The sequence below is a fragment of the Cellvibrio sp. OA-2007 genome, from assembly GCF_000953825.1.
Taxonomy (GTDB): Bacteria; Pseudomonadota; Gammaproteobacteria; order Pseudomonadales; family Cellvibrionaceae; genus Cellvibrio.
On record NZ_BBUL01000095.1, the window covers coordinates 229150 to 253729 of the forward strand.

Consider the following 24580-nt stretch of genomic DNA (forward strand, 5'->3'; position numbering starts at 1 on the left):
GTGCTGATTGCGCAGATCAAATGAAAACCGATGGCCTGGGCACATTGCCAGGTCATCGACCGGTTTCCTCGCAGGAGCATGAATCATGACTACTCTGAAAAGACTACTCATTCTGCTATCAATTGGCGTGTTCTTGAATGCTTGCCAAACAACAGATCCCAATGTCGCTGATATTGTGTTCGAGGACGACGCGTTGCGTCAGTTCAACCTTGAGTTGAGCAACGCGACCGCCAAATTTAACAACGGCGCGCTGACGATAAGCAGTGGCGTCTGGCCAACACAAAAAAGACCGCATGTCGCGTGCGGACAGTTGCAGCTTCAGATATTCGATTCCCAAGGCGTTTTGTTAAAAACTCTCAATGCAGATTACGCACCTTGTCACCTGCATTACCGCCCTAATACTCGGCGCAAAGGATATTTTTCGGTTGTGATCAATGACATACAACGGCAGACATTGATCATTAAAACGAGCTATCAAAAAAAACCACATGAAATTTACTGACCCCGGTGATATTGACGAGGTTTACTGTGAGCTTGCCCATGTTGAGTATTCATCAATGATGCCCCCAAATTTAATCGCCACTTCTCAAGAGGGAACACCATGAAACATACACACAGCTACGATGCACAGGGAAAACAACTGTGCTGTACAGAAGAAAAAAAAATAAACGCTCAAGCTGATGCACTAATAAAAAACAAATCCGTTAAAGACTGTTGTTGTGTGACTGACGACCACAATCAGCTCACCAATGATGACGGACACGATCATGCCAACAGTAGCGACAGTAACGTCAAACTGTTTCTGCCCGCCGCGATTAGTTTAATAGCATTGTTGATTGCGCTAATCCTGGATAATTATTTTCCGCAACCTTGGTTTACTGGCTGGTTGCGTATTGGTTGGTACGTGGGTGCCTATCTACCCGTTGGTCTGCCGGTTTTGAGAGAAGCGGTTGAGAGTATCATCAAGGGTGACGTATTTTCAGAATTTCTATTGATGAGTATTGCAACAATCGGCGCCTTCGCGATTGGCGAATACCCAGAAGGTGTTGCCGTAATGTTGTTTTATTCTGTTGGTGAAGTGTTCCAGACCTTGGCAGTAAAAAGAGCCAAAACCAATATCAAAACACTGCTCGATCAACGTCCCGACGAAGTGACAGTAATACACAATAATCAAGCCGTTACGCTTAAGGCAGAGACAGTCAACATTGGCGATATTATCCAGCTTAAAGCAGGTGAAAAATTAGGGCTGGATGGTGAACTTCTATCCCAAAGCGCCTCATTCAACACCGCCGCCCTGACGGGTGAAAGTAAACCTGACACGAAAAATAAAGGCGATGCAGTTTTGGCGGGGATGATCAATCTCAACACCGTATCACAAGTCAAAGTTACCACCGCTTATACCGACAGTAAACTGTCGAGGATTTTGGAGTTAGTACAAAACGCTGCTGCGCAAAAAGCTCCCACTGAATTGTTCATTCGAAAATTCGCCAAAATATACACCCCAATTGTGGTTGTTTTAGCCGTCGCCATTTGTGTGTTGCCTTACTTTTTTCTCGAAGCTTATGTGTTCAGTGAATGGTTATATCGCGCGCTAATTTTTCTCGTGATCTCATGCCCGTGCGCGTTGGTGATCAGTATTCCACTGGGATATTTCGGCGGCATAGGCGCAGCGAGCAAAAATGGTATTTTGTTCAAAGGCAGTAATTTTTTAGACACCATTTCTACAATTCAAAATGTAGTGGTGGATAAAACCGGCACAATGACTGAAGGTGTATTTAAAGTGCAAGAGGTCAACCTCAAACCCGAGGTCAATCGGTATGAAATTCTGAAGATTGTCAATGCGCTGGAAAGCCAGAGTACGCATCCTGTAGCAACAGCCATTCATCAATTTATAGGCGATATTGATAGCACCATTAAATTAAATAATGTTGAAGAAATATCGGCTCATGGATTGAAAGCCGACGTGAATGGAAAAGAATTATTGGTAGGTAATTTTAGATTGCTCGATAAATACGCCGTCACCTACGATATTAATCCCGCCACCATTGTGTATACCGTCATCGCTATTGCCTACGATCATAAATTCGCAGGCTACATTACTATCGCCGATAGCATTAAAGAGGATGCACAATTAACAGTAGATACACTAAAAAAACTCGGCGTCAACATTACCATGCTCAGCGGTGATAAAAGTTCTGTGGTTCAATTTGTCGCACAAAAATTAGGTATCACTAATGCCTTTGGTGACTTACTGCCAGAAGATAAAGTGAATAAAGTAAAGGAAATCAAAGCTAAACATGAAACCGTTGCTTTCGTAGGCGATGGAGTGAACGACGCACCGGTAGTTGCACTAAGTGATGTTGGTATAGCGATGGGCGGCTTAGGCAGCGATGCAACTATCGAAACGGCCGATGTGGTCATTCAGGATGATAAGCCCAGCAAGATTCCTTCTGCAATTACTATTGGCAAACAAACTAAACGCATTGTTTGGCAGAACATTTCCCTCGCCTTTGGTGTAAAGGCAGTCGTATTAATATTGGGTGCAGGTGGTTTGGCAACCATGTGGGAAGCGGTTTTTGCCGATGTGGGTGTGGCATTGCTAGCCATTCTGAATGCTGTGCGAATTCAAAGAATGAAATTTTAATTTTTCTTCATATAGCCAGAATTACAGGTGGTTTCATCATTAAGATATGTTTCCAGCGAGATAAAATCTATCCATCAAAAAAATTAAATCGAAGGAAAATTCAGAAGTGACGAATGTCAAAAAAATCCAATATTGGATCACTTTAAGTATTATCAGCTGTATTTTGAATGCAGGATCTACATTGGCACAAGTTGCCAACGCTGACGATTCAAAGCAATTGTGGCAACTGCTCGATTACGTAGCGGTTGACTACAGCGGAGCCGTCATCGACGGCGTTGTGACTAGTGAGGCTGAATATTCCGAAATGCTGGATTTCACAGAGAGCGCGAAATCTCTATTGCAAGCCTTACCCGAACACGGACTCAAACCAAATATCGCCAAAATGATTGGTCAACTTCAAGCAGCTGTTTTGCGAAAAGAGGAAAGTAAAGATGTCGCTCATCTTGCGCAACAAGCAAATGCATTATTAATTGCTGCATATCCTTTTCCTGTGGCGCCACGAACGATTCCTGATCTCGCACGCGGCCAATCTCTGTATGCGGCGCAATGTGCTTCATGCCATGGGATTGAGGGTCGAGGTGATGGTCTACTTGCAAATAGTTTAGATCCTAAGCCAATTGCATTTACAGATGTAGCGCGTGCTCGCACCCGAAGTATCATGGCTCTTTATCAGGTAATATCTCAAGGGGTTGCAGGAACGTCAATGGTGAGCTTCAACTCACTGCCCGAAGATGATCGATGGGCGCTCGCCTTTTACGTTGGAACATTGTCCCACAGTCAATCCGCGCGAGAACAAGGCAAGCAGCTGTGGAATAAAAACGATAATGAACTAAAGAGACACTTCCCCGATTTAGCGGCTCTTACAACGATCACTGAAGCACGGTTGTCCGAGACAAGGCCAGAAAATATAGCTCGTACTATAACTGCATATTTAAGATCCGATCCCGCTGTGGTTGAAGCGAACAAACCTGTTGGCTTGAGATTAGCGCGTTTACAGCTTGCAGAAAGTCTGACGGCAGTGAGAGCCGGAGATCGAAATCTTGCTACTCGATTGAGCTTATCGGCGTACCTGGATGGCTTCGAACCGCTTGAGCCTATAATCGCTACACGTGATGCCTCGCTAATGATTGCTATTGAAAAAGGCATGCTTAACTATCGTTCAGCTGTTTCTAAAGGAACAGTTGCTGATGCTGAAATAGCAGCAGCTCAAATTGAGCAACTTTTTTTGCACGTCGAAAAGGTTATCGAAAATAATAATGCCGATCCAAGCACCACGTTCATAGGAGCTTTTACAATTCTATTGCGCGAAGGTGTTGAGGCTTTGTTGATTATTATCGGCATGATCACCTTTTTGAAAAAAACTGATAGATCTAATGCATTGCGTCATGTTCATAGAGGATGGGTAAGCGCATTGTTCGCTGGAGTGCTTACTTGGGTGATAGCAACTTACTTGATAGGAATCAGTGGTGCTAGCCGTGAAATAACCGAGGGGGTTGGTTCGATATTCGCTGCTGTCGTTTTACTGGGTGTTGGGCTGTGGATGCATCAAAAAAGCAGCGCTGGCAAATGGCAGGATTATCTTGATAGAAAGCTATCAAACGCAATTTCAAGCAGCTCGGCATGGGCAATATATATTTTGGCATTTATCGCAGTGTACCGAGAAGTGTTTGAAACAGTCCTGTTCTATTCGGCATTGGCGGCAGATGGAAATAACGTCGCGCTTATAGCCGGTTTTTTCTCGGCAGTATTAGTATTGATGGTGATTGCATGGGTATTGTTACGCACTAGTGCTCGCATGCCATTAGGAACATTTTTCTCTCTTACCTCTTTCCTTGTAATGATCCTTGCGATAATTTTGATTGGCAAAGGTGTATCGGCTTTACAAGAGGCTGGATGGGTGAGTATAAACATATTTGATATTCCGCGCATGGAATGGCTAGGCCTCTATCCAACGCTGGAAACATTTACAGCTCAGGCGGTAGTTGCCTTAGTCATAATAGGCGGTTACAGCTGGCTTAGCGTTCGAAATAAAATGGTCAAAAAATCGAAAACAAATTGATACTGTTTTTAATCTCGGGCGACCAACATCAGTGGTCGCCCAGCCCACATTAACTTATGCATTGATTTGCCATGAGCTATTTCCAAGTTCCTATTGTTCATCAATACTTTCCAACTGTGCCTTGGGGTGAGAGGCATCCAAGCCAAAGGCATCCAATAAAATGATAGCTTTTTGAACCATTCGCAAGTATTCACTTTTTTCTGGGAACTTTCGCTTGCACGACAATCCATTGGCAAGCAACCACTCTTGTATTTCAACAAGTCCGGTTTCAGTGAACCCATTTGATAGCAGAGTTTCTGCGCTAATGTTAGAGACATACTGCGGCGTAAGCTCATCAGTGGAGCGTAATTTCAACTTACCCACCAAATTATTCCGCAGCACCCTTCGAAGAGAATTTTTTTGTGAAGATAATACAGCTGTAGCTGCATCAATATATTTTTGTGGATTAGCTCGAATGTCTTCAAGATCCCAGCGTAATTTCAAGTGCTGACAAAATCGGGGTAACGCACCTCTCGCTTGGGCAGCGCTAAGCCCATAAGATTTTGCTGCTTCAGCGACTGATTGGCCGCCTGCTACCGCAATCAGAACATTTGCTTTGGTCATATCAGAAATCATATTTTCTCCATTGCGCAATTATTTTTAAATCGTTCTATCTCAATCATTGTTATAGGTGGGCGAGGCAGTTAAGGATTTTTTTATAATCATGTAGTAATGCGGATCTTGCTTCTTTATTAAGTTGCATCAACTGAGGATGTGGCTTTTCAACATTAATTATTTTAAAACGCTGATGCCACTGACTACGCACTTCAACAAAGACCGTTTTATCTGTCGATGAGAATTGGTTGGCGGTAATGTCTATGTCAGTTTCATCAAGCCTTAACCAAACATGCCGCTGGGATTTTTTATAGCGATTTTCGCCGGTGACTATTTCCAGGGATGATAAGCCAATTTTTTCAATCAGAAATTTTGCTAATAAATTCGAAGAAAACTCGCAACAATTAAGCGGAAAAAGATCCAATGAATCAAATTGGAATCCATCTACTTTTGCTTTCAGTATTGCTTTTCGAAACAGGACAATCGGTTGTAGCAATTCCATGCGGCGAGATAAAAGGAAGTTAGTTAGGATGGGCAGTGTAATTCATTTGACGTGGATATAAATGCTTCTACTTTATTGTGGTGTATTGTTCTCATCTTGCAGGGAGTAAATAAGAATATCCAAACCCTCATGAGGATCGACACCTAAAACTTGGCAATACCTCACAAACTCAAGCACTTCAATTTTTCGTCGATCCTGCTCCATCTTGCCCAGCACAGAATGATGCCGCCCCATAGCGAGAGAGGCTTCACGGAGTGTCAAACCACTGGCCTCCCGCTGTTTTTTTAGCCAGAGTCGTAACTTTTCGTAGTGAGGTGAGTAAGGAGATGATTTCATTGTCTCGATGATAGAGACAGGATAGAATGGCGCGAAATTCGAGACAGAAGGCGTCAATTTCTATCATGAAATCTCTCACCGTTAAGTCCGGGCTGCTCTCGGCATTAACAACGTTGGTAAATCGCGAGTTCACCGTACACGATCTCACAACAGCTTATTTGAACGATCCGACATGTCTTCATGGCTCCAAAAAAGCGGCTCGACAGTTTGTCTATCGCAATATGCTCCGCCTTATCGATAATGGAGAGCTGACCCGTGTCGTTGTGGAAAGTGGCTGGCCGTTGTATCGATTAACCCCTCAATTTAGAGCCTTAGGGGAACCCCCCCTAGTAGCTGTCGCACCACTAGCGACTCATGATAGAGCGACAGCCCCAAAAGATAACCCTCGCCAAAACCTTCAAGAACGACTCAATCGGCATAAATTGGAAATGCTCTCCGCAATGGGCGAAACGGAAGAATATGACTCGATATGTAGTGAGATGCCCGAACTAAGAGACGATGTGCAGCCCCTCTACAACCAATCCCGGGACAAATGTTCCAAGCTGCTGGGTCGTGTGAAAGCATTGGAAAGCCTATTGGCGAGGGAAACAGGTTTGGCGCAATGAAGTTACGAGGCTGGCAATCCAGATGTGTTGAGCAGGCTCTGTTGAAATTCAATAATGAAGATAATCACTTCCTATGCCTCGCCACACCCGGAGCGGGCAAGACCGTCATGGCAGCGACCTTGGCGCAGCGGCTTTTACAGCTGGGCATGGTGGATTTGGTGGTGTGTTTTTCGCCTTCCATCATTGTATCTTCTGATTTTCAACAAGCGCTAGAAACCCATACAAGCTCCCGTATGGATGGTCGTCTGGGATCAAAGGGACAGTCTTTAACGTACCAATCGATGTTGAGTTTGGGAGACGCTTTTTGGGCATTGTTGCAAACGCATCGCGTTATGGTGATTTTTGATGAAATCCATCATTGCGCTGGAGATAACCTTGAAAATGCCAATGCCTGGGGGCAAACCATCATCCAACATATTCAGGGGCGCGCGGCTTATACCATTGCCTTGACCGGCACACCTTGGCGCTCTGACCGAATCCCAATTGCGTTATCCAGTTACTGTCAGCAAAACAAAATCCGCTGTGATTTTATTTATGGAATGGCGCAGGCTATTCAGGAAAATGTGTGTCGAGCCCCCAGCATCACGCTGGTGGACAATGATCGCATCATCGTAAAACGCGGCGATACCACGGAGAGATATTCATCTTTTGCAGAGCTACTTACGTTATCAGATTGTTCCTATCAGCAACTGATTGATAACGATGCTCTGATTGTGTATTTGTTAAAACAATCCTCCAAGAAGTTGATGCAAATTCGCAAGCAACACCAAAATGCGGGCGGTCTTATCGTCGCGGCATCGGTAGAACATGCCTATAAGATTGCAATGCTACTGGAACGTCATTTGGGGCAGCGAGCTTGCGTCGCCACCTATTTGGACGAAAATGCCCACGGCACGATTAATTCCTTTAGAAACAGCACCCAGCCCTGGATTATCTCTGTAGGAATGGTAAGCGAGGGCACTAACATTCCACGGCTGCGTGTCTGCTGCCACCTGACCCGGGTTAAAACAGAATTGCATTTCCGGCAGGTATTGGGCCGTGTTTTACGTATGGGAGATATTCCCGGTGAAAGTTATTTGTATCTACCGGCTGAACCTAATCTAGTGGAATACGCAAATCGTGTCGCAGAAGAAATACCGGAATCTGCAACTATTCGACGCGACACTATGCCGAATAGTGACGATGAGCAGCCGCTTGCCATTAGGCTACAAGAACCATCACATACCGAAGAAATCACGGAAATTATTTTTGAAAATATGCCTGGAGGTGAAGCACAAAATAACACAAACGACGAGAAACCCATTCATATTTCCGTGCTGGCACAATCCTATGAAACTACCATCAATGTATTTGGCCGGTTTCGGCAAGAGTTGCTGCAATTGAATCGGATTTATGCACAAGAATCCAGCAGCCCCACATAAATCATTTTCAGTCAGACTGCGAAAATATCATTGAGGCTTATCAGCCCGCCCATTGGCTTTATGGTCGCAATCATTAGTTCTTAACGGCTGTATAGGCGACACGATATTAATGAGTATATAGATAACAGTATTGCTTCATTTGGCACTCCAGCGCACTATTTGCCAATGACAGGGCAAGCAACAAATCCATTATGGCAACCGTAGATCAGTACATTAATGCCGCTACGCGTGACAACACGCGGAAGAGCTACCAAGCTGCGATTGAGCATTATGAAGTTCAATGGGGTGGCTTTTTGCCCGCGACGGCAGATTCAATAGCGCGGTACCTCGCTCATTACGCGGATGCACTGGCAATCAGTACATTAAAACTGCGATTGGCAGCGATTGCCCAATGGCATTTGGATCAAGGCTTCCCCGATCCAACCAAAAGCCCGATAGTTAAAAAGGTGATGAAAGGTATCCAAGCCTTGCATCCGTCCCGCCCTCAACAAGCCAAGCCCCTGTCAGTTAGCCAATTGGAATGCATTGATGGATGGCTCACGCAACAACTTGAAGACAGTGCGAATCGGGAGAAACAGCTCAGAATTCTGCGTGATCGGGCAATACTTCTACTAGGATTCTGGCGAGGTTTTCGTAGTGATGAGCTAAGCCGGGTCTGTGTTGAACACGTGGAGTTGCACCCAGGTGAAGGCATGGCGCTTTATCTACCACACACCAAAACGGAACACTCGGGGGCGACATTTAAAACACCGGCCTTGCAACGATTATGTCCAGTCGCAGCCTGCCAGTCATGGCTTCTAGCCGCTGGCCTGACGCAAGGTCCGTTATTTCCGGCCATTAATCGGTGGGGTCAAATGGGCACCGACTCCATGCATCCAACAAGTTTCATTGCGTTGCTGCGTAATCTGATTAAGATGGCCGGAATTGCGAATGCCGATGAGTTCTCCAGTCATTCACTGCGCCGGGGATTCGCTACCTGGGCTACAGCCAACGGCTGGGATTTGAAAACTACCATGGAATATATTGGCTGGAAGGATGTCCGGTCTGCTATGCGCTATATCGATACAGATCCGTTTGCCACCACCTCCCTCGCATTGCCGTCATAAGACTCTCCCAAACCTCAGTTATCACCTGACTTAACTTCTTGCTTTTTCAATCTTCCTCCATGTGGTTCACACATGATCTTTTTCGGTTTTTGGAGAATTGTATGAATATTGGATATATGTATGAAATTGATTCGTGTATTGCTCTCCATCCTTTGGTAGATTGTATGAGCCAATTTGATCATTGATTAGCTGGAAATGAAAAGAGCCAGATAAAAGCATTAAAAATGCACAAATATGGTGCATTTTTTGGATTGTACACACGAAAATACTTGGGATTGGAGGGAGAAGACGGGAGAAATGACAGTAAGAGCGACTTTCGATACTTACGAGACGATATTGAGTGCGTACGATTACTTTAATACAGCGCTGTTCGGCGGGCAACTGCCGGAAGTCATCATTACCTATCACCGTCAACGTAAAGTCATGGGCTACGCTTCAATCGGGCGCTGGGTAAATGCTCAACGCCAGTACGTGGATGAACTAGCAGTCAACCCTGAATACTTCGCTAAATATCCCCTCATCGAAATATGCCAAACCCTTTGCCACGAGATGGCCCATATCTGGCAGGCCCACTTTGGCAAACCTGGACGGCGTGGATATCACAATATCGAGTGGGCCAAGCAAATGACCCGCATTGGGTTGATGCCATCATCTAACGGGCTTCCTGGTGGAGAAAAGACCGGTGAGTGGATGATGGATTATGTCATGTACGAAGGCGCGTTCCATCGTAGCTGTCAGGTATTACTGGCCAAAGGCTTTATCTTACCTTGGGTGGATCGCTACCCAGTCTTCCGCCTGGAAATACCCGTATTGGCCTATGACGACAAAGGGCGAGCTATCGAACTGGACAGCAAGCTCAATGCTAAAAACAACAGCAAAATGCTGGCTGCAAAATCCTCACAAGCAATCGCTTCAGTGACAAGCGAAGTACTCATAACACACGATGATCAAGAAGAAACTTTCCGGCTTCAGCCCGCACAGCGGGAAAGTTTCTGTGAACATGATATGAGCGATGAGGCAGAACAAAATTTATTACAGGAGATCTTAACCTCAAAACCTCGCGCCAAGTCAGGCCGGATAAAATATTGCTGCAAAAGCTGCCATATTCAGGTGTGGGGTAAACCTGGGCTCAATATTGACTGCGCGGACTGTAAGCAGCGTATGCAAGGAGAGATCTAGTCCACGTTAAATTCTGCTCATAAAATGTACATTTAAAACTCCTGCTGTGTCCATTAACGAAAGGAGTGTTCTATGTACGACAAATTCGACAACCAGTCATTTCACGATAATCCTCCCACCTTTAAAGCCCCTGATCGAAAGCGCTACTTTTACGTCGATGAAAAATTCGGGCATACCTTGTTGGCAAAAGTACGGGGAGATGACAATAAAGTTTTTCTAACCGTCGCCTACGGATATTTTCGCGCCACAGGACAGTTTTTCGACACGGCTGTCCAAGCAGATATTGATTACGTTGCGGCAAAATTTAGGTATGCGGGTTCGTTCTCTTGGTCAGAGTACCGACCTAATACAAGAGATCGCCACCGGCAGTCGATTCGCGAACTGTTGGGCTATTCGTTATTTGATATCGCTAAACTTGATGGACTGCAAACGCTCATCAGAAACTCTTCTCGCAGCCAAAAAAGCCCTGCACGCTGTTTTGAGGATGTGAATCGATGGTTATTCGGTCACAAAATCGAAACGCCTAATTTTGCAACCCTTACCAAAACCATTGATGATCTCTACAGCAATCACCTCGATGATCAAATCAAAAAGGTAACGCGTCTTCTTCGCCAAGACGACAAACAGGCGCTCGATCAGTTACTAGAAAAGCCAGAAGATGCCAATGACCAATGGCAACCACATCGAGTTACTCTGCTTAAAAAATTCAATCAGTCCATTCGCGCAATGAAGGTCAAGGAGAACATCGAATCCTTCGACCTTTTACAACCACTTTACAACTTTACAAAGCCTGTCATTGATCAACTTGATTTCACCCAGGATGGACTTAAACGTTTTGCATCTCAGGTGCAGAAAAAGCAAATTTTTCAGGTTAAAAGGCTAAAAGATCCACAGCGGTATTTATTGATGTCAGCGTTTATTGTTCATCAATTTCGACAACTAGAAGACACTCTCTCTGAAACTTTTCTGGCAGCCACCACATCCGTGCGGAATGAAGCAGACCGCAAGGCCAAGGAAGAGTATTTTTTGCAGCGTAATACCCAGACGGAACATACTCAATTATTAGTCAAGGATACGCAAAACTTGGTGAAGGTTGTTACTGATCTTCGCGAGACTCTGGAAAACCCCATGCTTGATGACAGCGAAAAGGTAACGCAGAGCAAAAGAATCATTGGTGCTGAATCGTTCTCAGAGGGTGAAATCATTATTCACGTTGGTGATGTTCAGGAAGACCTTATTAAGGTCAGCGGCCACGCATTAACTATGAAACACTATGAAGAAGCATCGTTAAAGCTACAACGAAAATGTAATGACATTTTACTGCGGTTGGAATTTGGTTGTGATGCCAGCGGTGAAGTGCTCTATAAAGCCATACAGCGATTTAAACAAACCAAAGGACAAATTGACAATAAATTTCCTATCGATTTTATGACCAAATCTGAACAGGAATTTGTCAAAAACGACAACGTTATTAATAAACATTTGTATAAGGTTCTGTTGTTTATGTACATCGCCGACGCCCTCAAACGAGACTCACTGTCGGTGGTTGACTCTTATCGCTACAGAAAACTGGATAAGTATCTTATCTCTCCAGAGCGTTGGGCGGCAGATCGCGCATATTTGTTAAGCCAAGCCAACATGCAGGATTTTAGTGATGCGCAAAAGGTGCTTGACAAGCTTGAACTACAGCTTGATGCTCAATACAAGGAAACCAATGAGCATTTAAAGGAAAATAAAAACGAGTATGTAGAAGCAGATGGAATGGGAGGCTACCGACTCACATCGGAACGTAACACCAGTGCTGCAACTTTTGCACTGGACGAGAAGCTGGATATAGAGCTGTTACCTGAGGATGTGCAGATATCTATTGTCGAAGCAATGCATACAGTCAATCAAGCAACAAAGTTTCTTGATGAGTTTGAGCATATTGATCATCGATATTTAAAAGATCGACCTGAGGATCGAAATTTTTATGCCTGTATTATCGGTCTTGGTGCTCATATTGGCACAAAGAAACTTGCCAAACATTCACGTTCTATAAAAAACTCAACGCTTGAATCAACATCCACTGCCTATTTCAGTCTGGATAATGCACGGCGAGCCAGTGACGCCATCATCCGTTTTGTCAACAAACTACCGCTATCACAATTGTACCGATCAGAATATGGACTACAGACCTCCAGTGATGGTCAAAAATGGACCGTCAGCAAAGACTCCTTCAATGCAAATCACTCATTCAAATATGGTGGTAAGGACTTGGTTTTATCTGAATACGGATATACGGATGCTCGCGGCCTTTTTCCGCACTCGATGGTAATTAGTGGTGCCGAGCGAGAGGCGCACTATATGGTTGATGGGGTATTGCGGAATGAAACGGTAAAGTCAGATATGCACTCAACGGATACGCATGGTTATACTGAAGCGGTATTTGGGATGACATATCTGCTTAAAATCTCGTTTGCACCGAGGATTAAAAATGTACATAAGCAGCACCTTTATTCCGGTAAATATCCATCAGTTTACAAGCAAAAGGAATACCTGATTCTTCCAGAAAAACGGATTAATCGTAAACTTCTCGAAAAGCACTGGGAGGATATTCTTCGCCTTGTAGCGTCAATCAAGCTGGGTGAAGTTTCAGCATCACAAATTTTTAAGCGGCTAAATTCGTATTCGGCGGATGAAAACTCGCTTTATTGTGCGCTAAAAGAATTCGGAAGAATCCCCAAATCGCTGTACATATTGCGGTATGTCGATGATGTAGATCTCCGTGCCGCAGTCCATAAACAATTAAATAAAGGGGAATCAGGTAATCGCCTCAATAAGGCACTCGCCATAGGTCGCCTGGAGTACAGCCAAACACTGAAAGATGATCAGGAACTGGCAGAGTGCTGCAAGCGCATTTTGAAAAATGTTGTTGTCTGCTGGAACTTTATGTACGTCTCGCAGTTGCTTATGCGTGCCAAGACGGACGTTGAACGCACTGCAATTTTGAAGAAAGTCAAAACCTCATCATTGTTGGCGTGGGAGCATTTTATCTTCCACGGTGAGTTTGACTTCTCTGATGCGAAGCTACAGGACTCCCAAAAATTTGATTTTAAAGGAATGGAAAATCCAAGATTGATAAAGGGAATTGATGAGGAATAATACCGTTAATTCAGAGAAAAGCCTGTTTCCCAAAATTTGGCGCTCATATTCGCCAAATTTTGGGAATTAGAAAGCGAATTAACACATTGTTTTATAAGGAAATACTCGGACATCAATGGATTAAAATGCAGTTTTGTTTAAAGTTAACCAAATAAAGATAGCTATTAGCATGAGGCTGAAGTTACTGCTAGATATTGATAGCGGGACATGCCAGTGGTCAGTGAGCATATCGGTAATTAAGGTTCCGACTACACTCACTAAAACTACTGTTATCCAATACAGCCAGTGGTGATAATTTTTAGTTTGAATTTGAACAAACAATGCAAGCAGTAGAGGGACAGTCATCACTAACGATGTGATCGTAAGACCCCAGTGAAGTTTAAAGATCAAGAAGTCAGCGCCGGTTTCTCCCATGGTTGTGGACATCATTTTGATAATCCAAAAAATTAAGGTTACTTCGGCAACTTTGTTAGGGATATTTAACGATGATTTACTGCCTTGAATACTTGGCATATTTCTACACTCCAAAGAATGACCGTGCTGTTAACACGTTCATTCTATAGAGAGATACTTAGACTTCCCTTAGTTAGATTAATGCCCTTCCTGTTCTTCTCTGGTAAGCGATGCCAGATACGCGACCAAATCACGCAGCTCCGCTTTGGTCAAACCTAAACCAATTGGTGGCATGGGTGAGATGCCGCCGAATTCAAGTTTTTCAATTTCCGAGCGCGGAATTGTTTTTGTGGTGTTATTCGTAGTTATGGTGATATTGGCTTTTGTTTCTGCGTCAAATGCACCTTCGATGAGCTCACCGGTTTTTAGTACAGCAGTGACGCGACCAAAGCCAGGGGCAATACGTGCAGCCGGCGCCACCAGAGCCTCTAACATTTGCTCAGGTGTGATGCGGGTGGCGATGGTAGTGAGATCTGGCCCGACTTTATTGCCGCGTGTGCCGACCATATGACAGCGAACACATTGTGTAGTATTGCTGTAGCGGAATAAGGCAACACCAGCTTTTGGATCGCCGCCATAAATAGACTCGCGATAAACATCGAGCGGATTGTTGTTGTCTTTGGTGGCATCGTAATCGGCAAGCAATTGCTTAAATTCCGGCGTGGCAATTTTTTCAACCGCAGTAATTAATTCCAGTTGCACCTCTGGCGCAATTTTTCCTGCAATTAATAATGCCATTTGCTCGCTGAATACTTTTTCAGCTTCCGGTGCTTTTACATTGGCGAGCGATAGCAATGCCGCTTGTTGTTCGCCTGTAGTGCCATTCTTAAGCAGAATACTGTGCATTTCTACTACTTGCGCGACCGGCAAATTCAATTCCGGCACCAGCGCTAAAGCCGCCATACGCACAGATTGATTTTTATCATTGAGTGCAACAAATACCAAGTCGCCCATATTTTTCGGATTGAATTTGTTAAGGGTATGAAGTGCGGCAATACGACCAGCAGCAGAGGAATCCGTACTTAGTAAATTTACCAATTGATCGTTGGCATTGGTGATGTTTAATTCGCCCAAGGCCTTTATGGTCGCTTCGCGAACTTTTTTCTCTTTGTCATTTAACAAACGCTTGTAACCGCCCGAAAACGCTGCGATGGCTTCGGCTTGCGGGTGTGGAACCTGGCCTCGGTAGATACCGGTTACCCGATCATAATTAGATGGTTCAGCCCATACTGCAACCGCTTCAATGGCCTCTGCACGCAGCGCGCCCGAAATGGATTTTTGCTGCGCAAATTCAATTAAACGCTTGGCATTCGCGGCACTATCATTACTGGCGTACACATTGGCGTTAATAGCGCGGCGCAACAATGGCTCATTGGTAAAGCGAGGTTGCTCGATCAATTTGGCAAGCGCGGGCAAGGCATCCATTACTAGCGCATCGTCGTTAATTGCACGGGCAGCGTTGGTGACAACAAATTCACTTTTATCCTGCAAAAATAACGCGAGGGCAGGGCTTTCCAATTGTTTTAATGCAACTACTGCCGCAATGCGTACCGCTTCAGATGGATGTGTTGCAAGATTACCCAGTGCATCCTGATTGCCAATCCGTGCAAGCGCAATTGCACCGGCGTGACGTAAATATACATCTTGTTCATTATTTTTTTCGAGCATATCGATCAATGGGGCGATGGCTGATTCAGCGCCAATGCGACCTAATGCCTGTGCTGCATAGAGTTGTACGCGTGGACTATTATCGGCAAGCAATGGCAACAATTTTTCGGTGGCCTCTACAGCATTTGCATCGCCTAATACTTTTGCCGCCTGCGCGCGAATTTCGTCATCGGCGTCTTGTAGTAAATTCATTAAGATCACATGAATCTCGGGATTTTTACGCAAGATTTGCCCCAAGCCCCAGATCGCGTGAATGCGCGCAAATTGATTACTGGATGCGATAGCAACATTTTGCAGCGGTTCTAGCTGTTGGTTGGCGACCAAGGCAAATTGCGCTTTTTGGCGCACACGCATATCGGCATGGCTCAGTAATTTGATTAACTTCTCAGTAGGTTCTTGGCGAAAATCCATGGCGAGCAGTGTTTTGGTTTCGCTGCGGATCGCGTTGCCTGCTGTGTCTGGTGTATCCAATTTCCAGACGCGGCCCTTTTGTTTTAAGCCCCAACCCTCAATCCAGTCGCTCATGTACAGCGCGCCGTCTGGACCAAAATCCAAACCGGTGGCTAATACGCCGCGGAATACATTTTTATCGCTCGCTAATTCAAAGCTTGCACCTTTGGGTTTTAGCGTAAAAGCGTTGACGCCTGCGCGAGTGGCTGAACCGACAAATTCCACTACAAAAAAATGATCTAACCATTGCTCATTAAATGCAGTGCCGGGGTTGTAAGTCATGCCCGCCGGACCTGCGTGATAGGGTGCCACGGGCGGCAATACATGGGCAGCCTGACCTTTAAATTGCGGTTTGTAATATTCCTCATCCATCCAGACTTTGTAGTTATTATTTTTTGGGTCTTTGTATTTTCCCAACTGCCAATTGATTCGCCAGCCGCTGTCGGAGCCGTCAATTAAATGTACTACGCGCTCGTATTCGCCAACGTGGTCGCCGTCGTTATCCACACTGATAAAGTTGCCGTATTTATCAAACGAGAATTCATAAATGTTGCGCAGGCCAGCCGCAAAGACTTCAAAGTTGCTGCCATCGAGTTCACTACGCACAATCACCCCCTGATTGGGGTAGTGCCATTTTTTGCCATTGCTGTCGGTCACGCTAGTGCCGATATCGCCCATGCTGTAATAAATTTTTCCATCCGGGCCGAGCATAGCGCCTGACATGCCGTGACCACTGAAACCTATATGCACTGCAAAGCCATTGGCGAGCGATGTTTTGCTATCCAATACACCATCGCCATCGGTATCTTTTAAACTCCAAAAATCAGGCGCGACATTAACAAACAACTCATCGCTTTGTTCGCTATAAAACATGCCGCCGATAACATCAGTCACTTCGCTATTAAAATCTTCTACTACGGTTTGCGCAAAATCTGCTTTGCCAGTGCCTTGTGTATCTTCCAATCGAATTACTTTTTCTTTTACGACCGCGAGATCACGCCAATCGTGACTGCCATCTTTATTGCGGTCGGGAATTCGTTCGTTTTGTGCGCTTTTTTCCGGTGCGAGTTCACTGCGTAAAAATGCGCGGCGATCCTCAACCGATGCAAATGCAACAGAAGGATGCTCCCACTCGGGATAACCCCGAATATCAAATTCAGAATTATTGCTGCGCTGGGTGACGCCCGCCCAAATGCGGCCTTTGTCATCCACATGGATAGCCACTGTATCGCCCAATAACTTTTCTGAGGCCCACAACTCGCGCGTAATACCATCGGCCAGAGTCATGGGAACTTGCTGCTCAATCGTCTGTGCCGTTTGTTTGGCTTCATCGGGCGTGATGCGGGTAATACCGAGTGCAACACTGCTCGCTGCAGAACTGGTTTGTGATTGAGCTGCATCTGTTTTAGTCGGCGATTCTTTGGCGCAACCGCTAAACACCAACAGTGAGCCAACAAGTGGTGCAATCAAGTAACGGGAAAAAGGAATTCCAAACGGGCATTGTTTCAGTGGAGATTGTTTCATGATCTGCTCACAGCTATTTATGATTATGATGTACATAAGACAAACTTATAGTTAGTTTGAATTATAGGTGAGTGAACACACCTCCGTGTGCAAATTGACGCTTGTGAACATTTATTAACACTTGAGTTAAGCGCACAGTGAAAATAGTTGGCTCGTGGCCGTTTTTCCATATGGGGTTGCACTTTTACTGATAACGCCAATGTTTTAACCGCAGCGCATTGGTCACCACAAAAATACTGGATAGTGCCATAGCGCCTGCTGCGAATATGGGAGATAAAATAACCCCTGTTGTTGGATAGGCCACACCCGCTGCAAGTGGAATTAATGCGACGTTATAGGCAAATGCCCAAAATAAATTTTGTTTGATATTGCGCATAGTGGCACGCGCTAGCGCAATACTATTGGGTACGCCTTGAATATCGCCGCTGACTAATACCAGATCTGCACTTTCAATGGCGATATCAGTCCCGGTGCCAATCGCTAAACCTAAATCGGCTTCGGCGAGGGCAGGCGCATCATTAATGCCATCACCCACATAGGCTATCGCGCCATATTGTTCGCGCAATTTTTTTACCGCTGCGACTTTTTGCTCGGGCAATACTTCGGCAATCACCAAATCAATTCCGAGTTGTTTTGCGATCACATCTGCGGTGCGCTGGTTATCGCCGGTGATCATGGCGATTTTAAAATCCAATTGATGCAGCGTTTTTAGTGCGGCAACTGCGCCGGGTTTAATGGTGTCAGCCAAGGCCATCACCGCTGCAATACGTTGGTTGATTGCAACATAAATAGGTGTTTTGCCTTCGCTTGCTAATTGCTGCGCTGGTGCGCTGAAGGCATCGAGATTAATGCCGAGTTTGTTGAATAAACGATCCGCACCTATATGGATTTCTTCGCCCGCGACCTTGGCTTTTAATCCATAACCGGTGATGGTTTCAAAGGATTCCAGCGTTCCCAGTGAGATATTTTCAACGATAGCGGCTTCTACCAGCGCATTGGCAATCGGATGCTCCGAATGTTGTTCTGCGGCTGCGGCCAGAGCCAACACGGTATTTTTTTCAAATCCTGCTGCAACAATAAAATCCGTCAGCTTGGGTTTGCCGAGGGTGAGCGTGCCGGTTTTATCAAACGCAATAGTGTTTACTTCGGCAAGTGTTTGCAGTGCGGTGCCGCTGCGAAATAACAAACCTAAACTTGCTGCGCGACCAGTGCCCACCATTATCGATGTCGGTGTTGCTAAACCCATGGCGCAAGGGCAGGCGATAATTAATACCGCCACTGCATTGACGAGTGCAAAACCCAGTGCCGGCTCGGGGCCAAATATCAGCCAAATTAAAAACGTCAGTGTTGCGATTAACATGACCGCCGGTACAAACCAGCGCGTGATTTTATCGACCAGTGCTTGAATAGGTAATTTGGAACCTTGAGCTGTTTCCACAAGGGTGATGATCTGGGCGAGCAGTGTGTCTTGCCCGGTTTTGGTTACGCGATAGGAAAACGCGCCGGTGGTATTGAGTGTTCCGCCGATCACTTCTGCGCCGACAGATTTGCTTACCGGAACCGGTTCACCGGTCATCATGGATTCATCGATAAACGAGCTGCCTTCGATTATTTCGCCATCCAACGCAATGCGCTCGCCGGGGCGAACCAGCAAATGATCGCCTGGTTGAATTAACGCAAGCGTTACACTTTCTTGCTGCCCGTCGTGTATGCGAGTGGCTTGCTGGGGCTGAAGCTTTACCAAGCGCGCGATGGCATCGCTGGTGCGCCCGCGAGCATTTGCCTCCATCAATCTACCCAACAAAATCAGGGTGACGATGACGGCGGCCGCCTCGAAATAAACATTGACTGTGCCGCTAGGCAAGACATTCGGCGCGAAGGTGGCGATTAGGGAGTATGCCCAAGCCGCCAAGCTGCCTAAAGCAACCAGTGAATTCATATCTGGCTGCAAGCGCGCCAAGGCAGGCAAACCTTTTTGGTAAAAAATCCAACCTGGGCCAAACATGACCAGCGTGGTTAGCGCGGCCTGAATAATCCAATTCCAATTGCCTAGATTCGCCATTAACCAGTGATGCAGGGCAGGAATTAGATGACTGCCCATTTCCATCACAAACACGGGTAGGGTGGCGATCAGGCTAAAGAGAAACTTTTTCTGTAGCGCAACTCGTTCCTGATCGCGGCGTGCAGCGCTTTCTGCTTGTTCAGCAGGCTTGGCTGCGCGCGCTTGATAACCGGCCTGTTCTACTTGCTGAACTAAATTGGCCAATGGAACCCTGTGCGAAAGCATTAAATGTGCGCGTTCAGTCGCCAGATTCACGCTGACGCTACTCACGCCATCAACTTTCGCCAGTGCTCGTTCAACATGGGCGACACAAGATGCGCAGTTCATTCCTATGATAGACAGTTCAATTTCCTGCAATTGGCTGGGCATGGATGAATCCTCATAGGGGTTAATAGTGCAAGCCTAAACCTTTCGGTAAGGGGAAGGTCAAGACGCTATTTGCAGTCATCGCCATAAACCTCTAGGATTCTGCACTTTATTGGTGCAACAGGCTTGATCATGACATTCAAACATCTGCTTCACGAAGTGCGTTTGCTGCTGGGTATCGAACGCAATACCACCCGCCACGGTGAAAAAATCATTTCTGGAGTTGGTGCGTTCCTCGGCATTCTCGCGGTCTATTGGGGTACCCGCTGGTGCTTTCCTGATGGATTTATGCATACCGCCGGCACCTTGATTATGGTGACGTCGATGGGAGCATCTGCAGTCTTATTATTTGCGGTGCCGCAGGGGGCTTTATCCCAGCCCTGGGCGGTGATTGGCGGGCATTTGTTATCGGCCTTTGTGGGCGTAAGCGTGCAGCAGTTATTTCCCGACCAAACCTGGACTCCAGCACTGGCGGTGGGGTTGGCAGTGGCGGTGATGCACTATCTGCGCTGCATGCATCCCCCCGGTGGCGCGACAGCATTGGCCGCGGTTATTGGCGGGGCTGAAATTTTCAAGCTCGGCTATTTTTATCTGGTAGCGCCCATTCTGGTGAATGTGGTTTGTATTCTGTTGTTGGCGATTGCGTTTAATGCGTTTTTCCCTTGGCGCCGTTACCCCGCCCATCTCACGCGCCGCAAGCTCGTCAAACCCGCTGCTGCTGCGGAGCGACAGTTCGAATTAACCCAGGAAGATTTTTCTGCGGCGATGGAACAACTTAACTCCTATGTAGATATCACCGCCGAAAATCTGACCCAACTGTTGGAGTTGGCCAAACAACATGCGGAGAAAAATACTACTCACCCGGAGCAGATTGTCGCTGGGCACTTTTACAGTAATGGTAAGTTGGGGAACTTGTGGAGCGTGCGTCAGGTCGTAGACGCCGCCGACAATCAAAATGCCAGTAAAGATCAGGTGATTTATAAAATAGTGGCAGGTGAGGGTGGTTACGCCACCGGCATTTGTTTGCGTTCGGAATTTCGCCAATGGGCGCGCTATGAGGTTAAGCAACAACCAAATGGTCACTGGAAAAAACTCACTGATGATGAGGATTAATCCGGGCTTAGCGCCCGATATTACAAAATCCAACAAAATTCAGGTGTTTAGGGAGTAGGAGTCAGGATAAGATGCGGCAATTCTGACGTTGCTCTTATGCTCTGTTAGCAAAATATTCTATCTATATATAACGAGAGGCTTATCGTTCATGCGTTTATCCAACCAGTTTTCTTCGTCTGCCAAATGGCTTAAACACACAGTATCGGCAGTGTGTTGGGGTGCTGGCCTGTTTATTGCCCAAGTGGCTTCTGCGACAACTGTGCAATTCCAAACGCCTCTCGGGGATTTTGAAGTCAATCTGTTTGATAAAGCCACGCCGAAGACCGTAGAGAATTTTCTGGCGTATGTAAACGCTAATGCCTACATGAATACCATTATTCATCGTTCGGTTTCTGGTTTTGTGGTGCAAGGTGGCGGATTTAAATACGCCGGTGAATTACCGTTAGTTGCGATTACCCAAAACGCCAAGGTGACCAACGAGCCTGTTTATTCTAACGTGCGCGGCACCATCGCCATGGCCAAGCTTGGCACCGATGCCAACAGCGCGACCAATCAGTGGTTTTTTAATCTCGTCGACAACTCAGGTAATCTGGATAAACAAAATGGCGGTTTCACCGTATTTGGTCAGGTAACCGGCAATGGAATGGCAATCGTAGATGCAATGGCTGCGCTGAATCGATTCAATATGGGCAGCCCTTTCGACAGCATCCCCCTGCGCAATTACACCGCTGCAGACAATACCAACAAAGTTCCCGTCACTGGTGATCACTTTATGCTGATCCAAAATATTGTGGTGCTGAATGCAGATCCGGACACTGCTGCCAATCTTAATCCCACTAAAAATACATTAATTAATGAACCAGATAAAAAAGATGGCGGTGGTGGCATGGGGCTGATTAGCTTGCTCATGCTTGGCCTGCTTGCGTTAGCCCGCAAAAGTCTATTGAATAGGAAGTAACATTTACTTCCAGAGGGATAGCTTGTGATTACTTATCTGTATTGGGCTGCGGTTATCGGCGTTGCACTATTTGTATTTTGGGGTGTTGGCCGCTACTTGCGCGTAAAAGCCGGTTTAATCGGCGCGGCCATCATCTTAATTATTGGCTGGGGAATGTACTATTTTCATTATGAACAAGTTTTTGTAAAAAACTTTGGTGGCGTAATGTCGATCGCTGTTCCTGAAGGTCAATTGCATATGCAAGCCACTTGGAAAGATGACAATTTGTGGATTGAGAATTACGACCCTAAAACCAATACCTGCATATTCAGTGAGTACTCTAAAGGTAATTTGTTGGAAGGCAGAGTTAAGATCAAAAATTGCAATCCGCTGATGCCAAAAACAGAATAGCAAGCAAACAGAATTAAAATTGCTACCAAAGGGACCTCGGGTCCCTTTGTTGTTTCTGGAATACTCACTCTATATGGCGACACATTTGGTTAGCCCTGCAAATTAGATTTTTTTTGGCTAACGGCACATTTTTCATTGTTACTCACCCATGAACGACTAGGCTTAACATAAGAGGAGAAAAAACTCCTACGTTCGAGAGAGGGCTAACTATGAAAAAGAATCATAGAGCACATGTTGTCTGGACGTTGCTTGCAGTACTTCTAGCGAGTGGTGCAAACGCGGCAGAAGCAGTGAAAATAAAAACCTGCGATGCAATTCAAAAAGCTATCTATCAATTACCCGCTGAAGGTGGTGAGCTGACTCTTTTACCGGGTACTTACACCTGCACTCATCCCATTGTTATCGATAGAAATAATGTCACCTTGCGCGGTACAGGTTCAGCAACACTCTTGCGTCTTGCAGATAACGCTAATGCACCGGTAATTATTATGGGGCTGGCAGAAGGCGTACCCAGCCGCGCTACACGTCACATACGGGTGATTGATTTAATGATTGATGGTAATCGCATCAATCAAACCTCCGAGTGTATGGGTGGGCCTTGTAGCGATGCATTCCCATTGCGTAATAACGGCATTAGCATTCGTCGCTGCATAGATTGCACTGTACAGTCAGTCACAGTATACGGCGCAATGTCGGGTGGTTTGGTAACTGAATTAGGTTGTCGTCGTTTAATGATTCGCGACTACACTTCTTACGATAACGAGTTTGATGGTCTGGCCGGGTATGAAACCGAAGATAGCACGTTTTCCGGCATACATTTATATGGCAACAAGGCAGCGGGAATTTCAACCGATATCAAATTTAACAACAATAAATTTTACGATGTGACCATCAGCGGCAATAAATCCGTCGGCATTTTTATGCGCGACTCGCTGGATAATTCATTTACCAATTTGCATATTCGCGACAGTGTGCAGCACGGTATTTTTCTCGCGCAGGTCAATTCCGACCCGACAACTGCAGCAACTGGCAATACATTTACTAGTGTTGTTATCGCCCATTCTGGTGGCATGGGCTTTCTAGCGAACGATGCATCCTGCATAAATAACATGATGGTCGGCGCGCAATTTATCGAAAATAAACATGGTTGCATTAGTGAGGCAACAGCGGGCCTAGTAGAAAATGTTGGTGCGATTTGTCGCTAAAAAATAGGCGTAGTTATTGTGATCTATTCGTGATGTGTGTGTACAGGATGTACGTTTTAGATAGCTCGCGATCGTTTTTGATCGCGAGCTTTTTTTATTTAACCTTCGACGTTGGGCAAAAAGCGATAGCCAACACCTGGCTCTGTTTCTATATAGCGTGGATTAGATGGGTCGTCGCCTAGTTTGGTGCGCAGGCGCGCAATAAAAATGCGCAAGTAATGGGTGTCTTCTACATGCGTGCCGCCCCAGATTTCACGCAACAATTGTTGCTGGGTAACTAAACGGCCAGCGTTATTAATAAGGCGCTTTAATAATTCAAACTCTTTGCGGGACAACTTGGCTACTTCGCCGTCTACCGTGAGTTTGCGCTCTTGGAGATCGATAAGTACGCGCTCATCCTGAAACGTCTGCACAGTTTCCACACTTGGGCCAAAAGCTTTTATCAAGCCGCGAATGCGGGCCAATAATTCCTGAATACCGAAAGGTTTAACGACATAATCATTAGCTCCAGCGTCCAGGGCTTGCACTATTTCACTTTCGCGATTGCGGACGGATAAAACAATAATTGGCTGATGAAAAAAATCACGCAACTTTTTGAGCACGACTTGTCCATCCAGATCAGGCAGGCCCATATCAAGAATAATCAGCTCAGGAGTTTCCTCTGCTGCCAATACTAAACCTTGTCTACCTGTGTCCGCTTCCAGAATGGTATAACCCTGGGCGGTTAACCCGATCTGTAAAAAACGACGAATTTGCGGCTCATCGTCAATAATTAAAATTTTGCTCATAGCGACTCCATTT

General features: G+C 45.7%; 19 protein-coding genes. 12 read left to right on the forward strand and 7 right to left on the reverse strand.

Annotated elements, in window-relative coordinates; genetic code table 11:
• The first annotated feature begins 85 nt into the window (after positions 1-85).
• The 3 genes from AWU77_RS16710 (at position 86) to AWU77_RS16720 (ending at position 4703) form a co-directional block, all read left to right on the forward strand.
• Entirely contained in the window at positions 86-502 is a 417-nt protein-coding gene (locus AWU77_RS16710) for a hypothetical protein (RefSeq protein WP_062065843.1), read from the forward strand.
• Positions 503-601: 99 nt separating this feature from the next.
• Positions 602-2644, forward strand: coding sequence for a heavy metal translocating P-type ATPase (locus tag AWU77_RS16715; RefSeq protein WP_062065846.1), 2043 nt, complete (start codon positions 602-604; stop codon positions 2642-2644).
• A gap of 106 nt (positions 2645-2750) precedes the next feature.
• Entirely contained in the window at positions 2751-4703 is a 1953-nt protein-coding gene (locus tag AWU77_RS16720) for a cytochrome c/FTR1 family iron permease (protein WP_062065850.1), read from the forward strand.
• Between the two features lie 90 nt (positions 4704-4793).
• Here the strand turns inward: AWU77_RS16720 and AWU77_RS16725 are convergent, their stop codons facing one another.
• The 3 genes from AWU77_RS16725 to AWU77_RS20785 all read right to left on the reverse strand — a co-directional run bounded on the left by AWU77_RS16725 (position 4794) and on the right by AWU77_RS20785 (position 6135).
• Positions 4794-5318: a hypothetical protein gene (locus tag AWU77_RS16725; protein WP_062065853.1), complete on the reverse strand. Its 525-nt coding sequence runs from the start codon at positions 5316-5318 to the stop codon at positions 4794-4796.
• Between the two features lie 49 nt (positions 5319-5367).
• A complete protein-coding gene (locus tag AWU77_RS16730) occupies positions 5368-5799 on the reverse strand; it encodes a hypothetical protein (RefSeq protein WP_062065856.1) in 432 nt (143 codons plus the stop codon).
• 72 nt (positions 5800-5871) lie between these two features.
• Complete coding sequence (locus AWU77_RS20785) at positions 5872-6135, reverse strand: helix-turn-helix transcriptional regulator (protein ID WP_062065859.1); 264 nt, start codon at positions 6133-6135, stop codon at positions 5872-5874.
• A 65-nt stretch (positions 6136-6200) separates the two neighbouring features.
• Between AWU77_RS20785 and AWU77_RS16740 the strand changes: the two genes are divergently transcribed.
• The 5 genes from AWU77_RS16740 (at position 6201) to AWU77_RS16760 (ending at position 13590) form a co-directional block, all read left to right on the forward strand.
• Positions 6201-6740 carry a hypothetical protein gene (locus tag AWU77_RS16740; protein WP_193747554.1) on the forward strand — a complete coding sequence of 180 codons (540 nt, stop codon included), beginning with the start codon at positions 6201-6203 and terminating at the stop codon, positions 6738-6740.
• Positions 6737-8161, forward strand: a complete 1425-nt coding sequence (locus tag AWU77_RS16745) for a DEAD/DEAH box helicase (protein ID WP_062065865.1) — start codon at positions 6737-6739, stop codon at positions 8159-8161. The genes AWU77_RS16740 and AWU77_RS16745 overlap by 4 nt, the downstream gene beginning before the upstream one ends.
• Positions 8162-8352: 191 nt before the next feature.
• The gene (locus tag AWU77_RS16750; RefSeq protein WP_062065868.1) at positions 8353-9267 is read left to right on the forward strand and encodes a site-specific integrase; all 915 of its coding nucleotides are present in this window, start codon (positions 8353-8355) and stop codon (positions 9265-9267) included.
• A gap of 297 nt (positions 9268-9564) precedes the next feature.
• The gene (locus AWU77_RS16755) at positions 9565-10446 is read left to right on the forward strand and encodes a SprT-like domain-containing protein (protein WP_062065984.1); all 882 of its coding nucleotides are present in this window, start codon (positions 9565-9567) and stop codon (positions 10444-10446) included.
• A gap of 72 nt (positions 10447-10518) precedes the next feature.
• A complete protein-coding gene (locus AWU77_RS16760) occupies positions 10519-13590 on the forward strand; it encodes a Tn3 family transposase (RefSeq protein ID WP_062065871.1) in 3072 nt (1023 codons plus the stop codon).
• 120 nt (positions 13591-13710) lie between these two features.
• Here AWU77_RS16760 and AWU77_RS16765 read toward each other — a convergent pair whose 3' ends face one another.
• The 3 genes from AWU77_RS16765 to AWU77_RS16775 form a co-directional block, all read right to left on the reverse strand.
• Positions 13711-14103: a hypothetical protein gene (locus AWU77_RS16765; RefSeq protein WP_062065873.1), complete on the reverse strand. Its 393-nt coding sequence runs from the start codon at positions 14101-14103 to the stop codon at positions 13711-13713.
• Between the two features lie 78 nt (positions 14104-14181).
• Positions 14182-17685 (reverse strand): HEAT repeat domain-containing protein, encoded by a 3504-nt coding sequence (locus tag AWU77_RS16770; protein ID WP_062065876.1) that lies wholly within the window; start codon positions 17683-17685, stop codon positions 14182-14184.
• A gap of 184 nt (positions 17686-17869) precedes the next feature.
• On the reverse strand, positions 17870-20116 hold the full coding sequence (locus AWU77_RS16775) for a heavy metal translocating P-type ATPase (protein ID WP_062065881.1): 2247 nt from the start codon (positions 20114-20116) through the stop codon (positions 17870-17872).
• Between the two features lie 129 nt (positions 20117-20245).
• On the opposite strand from AWU77_RS16775, the gene AWU77_RS16780 reads away from it, so the two are divergent.
• The 4 genes from AWU77_RS16780 to AWU77_RS16795 all read left to right on the forward strand — a co-directional run bounded on the left by AWU77_RS16780 (position 20246) and on the right by AWU77_RS16795 (position 23779).
• Positions 20246-21226, forward strand: a complete 981-nt coding sequence (locus tag AWU77_RS16780; RefSeq protein ID WP_062065884.1) for an HPP family protein — start codon at positions 20246-20248, stop codon at positions 21224-21226.
• Positions 21227-21374: 148 nt separating this feature from the next.
• Positions 21375-22184 carry a peptidylprolyl isomerase gene (locus AWU77_RS16785; protein ID WP_084618510.1) on the forward strand — a complete coding sequence of 270 codons (810 nt, stop codon included), beginning with the start codon at positions 21375-21377 and terminating at the stop codon, positions 22182-22184.
• A gap of 24 nt (positions 22185-22208) precedes the next feature.
• Positions 22209-22574: a hypothetical protein gene (locus AWU77_RS16790; RefSeq protein WP_062065898.1), complete on the forward strand. Its 366-nt coding sequence runs from the start codon at positions 22209-22211 to the stop codon at positions 22572-22574.
• Between the two features lie 209 nt (positions 22575-22783).
• Positions 22784-23779: a right-handed parallel beta-helix repeat-containing protein gene (locus AWU77_RS16795; protein ID WP_062065901.1), complete on the forward strand. Its 996-nt coding sequence runs from the start codon at positions 22784-22786 to the stop codon at positions 23777-23779.
• Between the two features lie 98 nt (positions 23780-23877).
• Here the strand turns inward: AWU77_RS16795 and AWU77_RS16800 are convergent, their stop codons facing one another.
• Positions 23878-24567, reverse strand: coding sequence for a response regulator (locus AWU77_RS16800; protein WP_062065904.1), 690 nt, complete (start codon positions 24565-24567; stop codon positions 23878-23880).
• Positions 24568-24580 lie beyond the last annotated feature (13 nt).

Bases quoted from the DNA above. Each gene is read 5' to 3' on its own strand.
- AWU77_RS16755 (WP_062065984.1), top strand. From the start codon at position 9,565: ATGACAGTAAGAGCGACTTTCGATACTTACGAGACGATATTGAGTGCG.
- AWU77_RS16800 (WP_062065904.1), bottom strand. From the start codon at position 24,567: ATGAGCAAAATTTTAATTATTGACGATGAGCCGCAAATTCGTCGTTTT.
- AWU77_RS16725 (WP_062065853.1), bottom strand. From the start codon at position 5,318: ATGATTTCTGATATGACCAAAGCAAATGTTCTGATTGCGGTAGCAGGC.
- AWU77_RS16765 (WP_062065873.1), bottom strand. From the start codon at position 14,103: ATGCCAAGTATTCAAGGCAGTAAATCATCGTTAAATATCCCTAACAAA.
- AWU77_RS16780 (WP_062065884.1), top strand. From the start codon at position 20,246: ATGACATTCAAACATCTGCTTCACGAAGTGCGTTTGCTGCTGGGTATC.
- AWU77_RS16785 (WP_084618510.1), top strand. From the start codon at position 21,375: ATGCGTTTATCCAACCAGTTTTCTTCGTCTGCCAAATGGCTTAAACAC.
- AWU77_RS16740 (WP_193747554.1), top strand. From the start codon at position 6,201: ATGAAATCTCTCACCGTTAAGTCCGGGCTGCTCTCGGCATTAACAACG.
- AWU77_RS16715 (WP_062065846.1), top strand. From the start codon at position 602: ATGAAACATACACACAGCTACGATGCACAGGGAAAACAACTGTGCTGT.
- AWU77_RS16795 (WP_062065901.1), top strand. From the start codon at position 22,784: ATGAAAAAGAATCATAGAGCACATGTTGTCTGGACGTTGCTTGCAGTA.
- AWU77_RS16750 (WP_062065868.1), top strand. From the start codon at position 8,353: ATGGCAACCGTAGATCAGTACATTAATGCCGCTACGCGTGACAACACG.
- AWU77_RS16775 (WP_062065881.1), bottom strand. From the start codon at position 20,116: ATGCCCAGCCAATTGCAGGAAATTGAACTGTCTATCATAGGAATGAAC.
- AWU77_RS16760 (WP_062065871.1), top strand. From the start codon at position 10,519: ATGTACGACAAATTCGACAACCAGTCATTTCACGATAATCCTCCCACC.
- AWU77_RS16730 (WP_062065856.1), bottom strand. From the start codon at position 5,799: ATGGAATTGCTACAACCGATTGTCCTGTTTCGAAAAGCAATACTGAAA.
- AWU77_RS16745 (WP_062065865.1), top strand. From the start codon at position 6,737: ATGAAGTTACGAGGCTGGCAATCCAGATGTGTTGAGCAGGCTCTGTTG.
- AWU77_RS16710 (WP_062065843.1), top strand. From the start codon at position 86: ATGACTACTCTGAAAAGACTACTCATTCTGCTATCAATTGGCGTGTTC.
- AWU77_RS16770 (WP_062065876.1), bottom strand. From the start codon at position 17,685: ATGAAACAATCTCCACTGAAACAATGCCCGTTTGGAATTCCTTTTTCC.
- AWU77_RS20785 (WP_062065859.1), bottom strand. From the start codon at position 6,135: ATGAAATCATCTCCTTACTCACCTCACTACGAAAAGTTACGACTCTGG.